Below are 6079 nucleotides of genomic sequence, written 5' to 3' on the forward strand. Positions count from 1 at the left end.
CGGGGTTATCGAGGGAAGGTCTACTGGCTGTGATCTACTGGCCATCTTGGTCGCCCGATATGACGGAGAAGTCGACATTCTCCCAATCGCCGGTCGCGGGCCAGAAAAAAGTGAAGAGCAGCGTGCTTCCCTCGGGGAGGCTTGCCGCGGGCAGATCGGCAAGATGGATGCCGAAGGCGTTCTCCACCGTATGGCTGTCGTGGGCGGTCGCCCAGTTGTCGGTGCTCCAGTGGACTGTAGCCGGGTCCAACAATTCGACGCGCAACGTCTTGCCCTCCGGCATGGTGCGGATCTTGTTGTTGAACCGCCATGTCCTGAACGGCGATACGGTCTTGTCCTCGATATAGCGCTTGACGCCTTGCGGCGGCATGTCGAAGACCGCGCCGTCGCGCAGCGAGCGCAGCAGCTTGATATGCTCCGAATGCGCCCAGACCAGCGGCATGGCGCTGCCCGAGGGTCGGCCATGCAGCAGTTCGCGCTCCGGCAGATCGGCGCCGTCCCAGACCTGCTCCGGCAACAGGCCGCCCGGTCCGGCCGAGCCTTCCAGTGCTGCCAGCAGGCTGGCTGCCTTTTCCTCGTGTCCAGCCGCCAGCTCATAGTGGGCGCGTTCGCCGGCCAGCAGCGGCCAGGGGCGACCCTGGCCGGTGCCATCGAAAGGCGCGCCATCTTCATGCTCGCCGTAGCCATCGCCGTTGTAGCGATACCAGAGCGGCCCTTGCGGCAGATCGCAGCGCAATTGCGCGTCGATGACCTTGACCGTGTCTGTCATGCGCGGATCGTCGGCCGCCCGCAGACCGAAGCGGACAAGTGCCAGCGCATCCGGGCTGACGATCTCCTTGGCGGGCCGATCCGTGTCGCCGGGCGGCCGGTTCTTGATCGGGACATAGCCGTCCTTCGGCGAACCGGCCTCGGCGCTGTCGGGTGGTGCTATGCGGACATAGTAGCCTTCGACGCCGACTTGACTGCAGATCGCCGTGCCGGTGACGTAGGTCCAGCGCTCGACCTGGTCGTTCCAGACGTCTGATGTCTCGCGCAGATAGGTCGCGGCGTCTGTCTTGCCGCAAGCGTCGAGCAGGTCTGCCGCGGCAAGCAGTGCGGCGATTTCGACGGCGAGCGTGAACGGGCTGTAGCCGGCATCCTCTTCCCAGCGGTCCTCGCCGGTGACGGGTCCGTTGCGCACGACATAGCCGGCGGCGCGCTCGATCATCGGCAGGAAGGTCATGAGCCCGGCGCGCGGCAAATGGCCGGCGCGGCGCAAAGCATCGGCCAGCAGCAGCGGAAAGGCGCATTCGTCCATCTGGATGCCGGGCCAATAGGCCGATCCGTCGAGCCAGGCGTTCTGCGGCCAATGGCCGTCCGGCTGCTGGATGGAGCTGAGGTAATCGAGGATTTGCAGGGCCGAGGCAGCATCGCCGGCAGCAAGAAAGCCGCCCGCCGTCTCGACCAGATCGCGCGGCCAGACCAGATGGTAGCCGCCGAGGTCGTCGTCACCCCTGTTGAAGCCCCACGGGATCGACAGGCTGGCGACCGCGGCGCCCGGTGTGGCGATCGACCGGTGCGTCGCCAGTACCGCGGTGCTGGTGCGATAGCTGTTGATACCCGATGATGCCGTGTGTCGATCAAGCGGCAGCAGGCCAGTCTGCCAATTGCGCCAGTTCTGAAGATAGGATTTCGCCGCGGGTTCAAAACCCTGCTTCAGGCTGGCGAAAGCATGTTCCGCGGCCTCGTCCGATGTCGCGCCGAACCCAAGCGCCAGCAAGGCCTTGGTCTCTGTGGCGGAAAAGCCGATCTCGCCCGTCAGCGCGACATTGCCGTCCTCGGCCCGCTGGTATGCAGCGTCGAGCTCACCGGTGTCGTGGAGTTGCTGCCAACCGTCGGAAGAACCGACATAACCGGCCGAGCCGGTGCGCCAGGGCTGCGACGAGGCCAGCGCCAGGCAAGAGCCGCGTCCCGAGGCGAACAGCACGGGCTTTCCCTCCTGCTCGCCGACCCAGGCGGTGTTGCCCATGCCGGCATTGACCAGATGCGGCGCCAGAAGCGCGTAGACGCGGTAGCCACCGGGCACCCCTTTCAGCGCCGTGAAGGTGATTTCCTGCAGCAGAGCCGGGCGCGCCGGGTCGGCGAGGATGCGCTTTTCGATCCGCCAGGCGCCGTCGCTCGCCGTGTTGACCAGCCTGTAGGCGGGCACGCCGTCCTCGAACGGTTCGATCGTATGCAGGGCATCGCGTTTCTCTTCCGAAAAATAGCCGCCGGGACCGGTGACGATCAAGCCGAGGTCGCGGGTGCAGGCGCTGTCGACGCGCGGATAGTAGACTTCGTTGAGGATGCCGTGGCTGATCGTAAACCAAATCCGGCCGGCCGGCGAAAGCGACGTTCCGACGCCACTCTTGGCGCTTGATGTCCAGCGCGCCGGAATTCCCGGGGCGCCCGGAGCAACGTTTTGCGTCACTGGCATTCTGTTTCGGTCTCCTGGGCTCCTCCCTAGACCAGGACGCGAACCCTTTACAATCATTGCACCGCAAGTTGATCGGCCGGTCCAACGGCAGGGCAACGAACTCGGGCTGACGGGTTTCTTCGGAGCCTTCGCCCGCCATTGGCTGACGGAGCATCAAACGAAAAACCCGCCTGTGCGGCGGGTCACTGGCGCAAATCAGCACCATGGACAAAAATGTACCATAGCTGAGGGTATGGAGTCAAGAAAAAATTCCTATTACCGCCACAAGGCTGCCGGCACCGCCGAGCTGTCGTCAGGTCTTTTGTCAAGCTGAGTGCGGGACCCTATGGCCAACGGCGCCGTCGTTGACAGCGGCGGCGGCATGCGTCCACTATTTCGCGGCACGGGAGGATCGTGAAAGCAATGGCGGAAGTGTCCCTGGTCTTGATCGACCGGCTGCTGGCGATATCGCGGGCGCTTGCCGGCCATATCGATCCCGGCACGGCGTTCCGAGCGACAGCCATTGAGATCGGCTCGCTCATCCCGCACGATCACATGGATCTGGCGGTGCTGTCGCATGACGGCCGCCGGCACGCCTGTTACGAAGCCGGCTTCCACACCAGCTGGAGCGAGCTAGCCCAGCATCCGCTGCCGACCGAAGTCAGCCCGATCCGCTCGGTGCTGTGGGGCGAAGTCCCCTATCTGCTCGCCGACGATGCGTTGAGCGACGAGCGCTTCCATTTCGCCACCGCCATCGATGGTCCGATCTTCGCCGCCAGGCTGCGCAGCCGCATCGTCGTGCCGCTCAGGGCGCGCGGCGGCATCATCGGCGCGCTCAACATCAGCCGGCACGAGGTCGACTGCTACACGCTTGCCGATGTCGCGGTCGCCCAGCAATGCGCGGACCTGATCGCGCCCTACATCTTCGCGCTGATCCAGACCGAGGAGGCGCGCCGCGCCATGCTGGCCGAGAGCGAGGCGCGCAACCGGGTCGAACTGCTGCGCGTCGGCGCCTCGCAATTGACCGAAGGCATGGAGCGCGAACGGCGGCGCATGGCCATGGACCTGCACGACCAAACGCTTGCCGATCTCGCCCGCATCGCGCGCCAGCTTTCGGCCCTTCGCGGGCAAGGCGTGGCGCGGGCAGCGCAGCTTGCCGATCTCGAGCAGGAGGTCGCCGGCTGCCTGACGGAACTGCGCCACATCGTCGACGACATGCGGCCGAGCGTGCTCGAACTGTTCGGCCTGCGCGACGCGGTCGAGGCGCATCTCAACCGCAGCGTCGCCAGGGCCAAGCCGCCGATCGCCGTGCGCATCGCCGACACCAGCGACGGCGGTGCCGACAGCCTGGCCGAGCCAGTGCGGACCGCGCTCTACCGGATCGTGCAGGAAGCGATCAACAATGCCGTTCGCCATGCCGCGCCGCACCGCATCGACGTGCTGTTGGCGTCGACCGCGAGCGTGCTGCGGGTCATCGTGACGGATGACGGCCAAGGCTGCGGCACCGTCGACCCGGCCGCGTATGGCGGCATCGGCCATATGCACACGCGGGCAGCCCTTATCGGGGCGCGGCTGCGTATCGGCCAGGCCGGCCGCAAGAACGGCGGCACCCGTGTCGTCGTCGAGATCGACCGCCAGCCGTCGCGAGAATTGGCGGCGGCTGCAGCGGTGCCTGGCGAGTTCGCCGTATCGGAGGCCATGTGATGCTTGTGATGATCGCCGAGAATGACGGGCTGCACCGTAGCTTCGCGCGGCGAACGGTGGAGCAGCTGTGGCCCGGCGACGTCGAGGTGATCGAAGCGAGCGACGGCGAGGACGCCATCAACCTGGCGGCCGAACGCGAGCCACTGCATGTCGTGCTCGATTTGCAGATGCCCAAGGCGACGGGAATCGAAGTTGCCAAGGCGATCTGGAACCGTCGCGCCGGCACGCACATCCTGTTCTGGTCGAATTTCGCCGACGAAGCCTATGTGCGCGGCGTGGCGCGCATCGTGCCGCCCGGTTCGGTCTACGGCTATGTGCTCAAATCGGCGACGGAGGAGGGCATGCGGTCCGCGCTGCGCGGGGTTTTCCGCGAAGGCCACTGCATCATCGACCGCGAAATCCGCGGCATCCAGCACCGCGTACAGGACAAGTTCGAGGGCATCACCGACGGCGAATATGAGAGCCTGATCGACATCGCGCTCGGCCTGACCGACCGGGCGATCGCGGCGCGGCGCGGCCTGTCGATCCGTGGTGCGCAGAGCCGCATCAAGCACTGCTACGACAAGCTCGGCATCGTGCCGGCGGAGGACGGCGCCGGCGATGCTTCCGTGTTCAACTCGCGGACACGGGCGATCTATCTCGCCATGGCGCGTGGCCTGATCAACATCGACGCACTGCGCCGCGAACAGGACCGGCTCGATGCCTGGCTGGCGGAGCACTGAAACAGCGGCGGCCACGCCCCGGAACTTCGGAAGGTCAGGCGCATTGCTAGTGAACGCCAACTCAATGCCTGCGGACCCGAAGTGCGACCCTCAATCACAGATTCATGGCATCTGGTGCGTGAAAGCATAGTCGGCTTCATCAACGACAATGCGCTTAGCCATGGTGCTGCGATGGCTTTCTATGCCACCACTTCGCTGGCGCCGATCTTGCTGATCGTGGTTGCGATTGCTGGTCTCGTCTTCGGCCACGATGCCGCACAATTGGCCTTGTCCGCGCAGATATCAGGGCTGATGGGACCGGAAAGCGCCGATCTCCTGAAGACTGCGCTGGAAAGTGCATCCGGCAGCCTGTACGGCACCTGGGCCGCGATCATAGGGCTGGTCACATTGCTGGTGTCCGCGTCTGGTGTCTTCGGCGAGATGCAGCAATCGTTGAACACGATCTGGAAGATCGAACCGCAAGGCAATTCCCTGTCGCGTCTGGTGCGGGCGCGGGCCGCCAGTCTGGGGTTGGTGGCCGCACTCGGGTTCCTGTTGCTGGTCTCTCTCATCGCAAGCACTGCGATTTCGGCACTGGGCGATTTCATCAACGCCTATCTGCCGTTCGGAACGATCATACTCAGCGGGATCAACGGCGTCGTTTCGTTTGCACTTATCTCGGTGATGTTTGCCGCCATCTACAAAGTTTTACCCGATCGAACCCTGGAATGGCGCGATGTGGCAATTGGCGCTGTCGGGACCGCGGCCCTGTTCACACTGGGGAAATCGCTTATCGGCTGGTATATCGGCACCAGCGCGATTGCGTCTTCGTATGGCGCCGCTGGCGGCCTGCTCGTCATATTGCTCTGGGTTTACTACTCGTCGGAAATTTTCCTCCTCGGCGCCGAGTTCACGCGCGCCTATTCCGTTCGGCACGGCAGCCGGTCCGACCTGGGCACCTTGGTTGACAGGTCTTTACCCGCGCAGCACGACTGAGCTCGAGCACGGCAGGAGTCCAACTCTGCCGGCGTGCGCGAGCGCAGCCCTGACCGCTTTTGCAGCGTGTTCGCCGGCCCTGATCTGACGTCGTCGCTATCCCGTGCTCGATAGGCACGGGGGGCGGGGGGAAAACAAAAAAGGGGGGGGGGGGATTTACCCGAAAGGAGCGGGGAGCCCCCGCCGCCCCGAGGGGCCACAAAAAAAACAAAAAAATGAGGGCGAGATGGAGAGTTTTAGAAAA

4 protein-coding genes are annotated in these 6079 nt (G+C 64.9%); 3 read left to right on the forward strand and 1 reads right to left on the reverse strand.

The window, feature by feature from the left end:
- Positions 1 to 34: 34 nt before the first annotated feature.
- Positions 35 to 2455 (reverse strand): glucan 1,4-alpha-glucosidase, encoded by a 2421-nt coding sequence (locus tag AC0L2U_RS10970; RefSeq protein WP_473601901.1) that lies wholly within the window; start codon positions 2453 to 2455, stop codon positions 35 to 37.
- A gap of 402 nt (positions 2456 to 2857) precedes the next feature.
- On the opposite strand from AC0L2U_RS10970, the gene AC0L2U_RS10975 reads away from it, so the two are divergent.
- The 3 genes from AC0L2U_RS10975 to AC0L2U_RS10985 all read left to right on the forward strand — a co-directional run bounded on the left by AC0L2U_RS10975 (position 2858) and on the right by AC0L2U_RS10985 (position 5835).
- Positions 2858 to 4138, forward strand: a complete 1281-nt coding sequence (locus tag AC0L2U_RS10975) for a sensor histidine kinase (RefSeq protein ID WP_127808741.1) — start codon at positions 2858 to 2860, stop codon at positions 4136 to 4138.
- Complete coding sequence (locus tag AC0L2U_RS10980; RefSeq protein WP_127318792.1) at positions 4138 to 4860, forward strand: response regulator transcription factor; 723 nt, start codon at positions 4138 to 4140, stop codon at positions 4858 to 4860. The genes AC0L2U_RS10975 and AC0L2U_RS10980 overlap by 1 nt, the downstream gene beginning before the upstream one ends.
- Positions 4861 to 4941: 81 nt before the next feature.
- On the forward strand, positions 4942 to 5835 hold the full coding sequence (locus tag AC0L2U_RS10985) for a YihY/virulence factor BrkB family protein (RefSeq protein WP_127808742.1): 894 nt from the start codon (positions 4942 to 4944) through the stop codon (positions 5833 to 5835).
- Positions 5836 to 6079 lie beyond the last annotated feature (244 nt).

The sequence above is a fragment of the Mesorhizobium sp. WSM4808 genome (genome assembly GCF_055811675.1).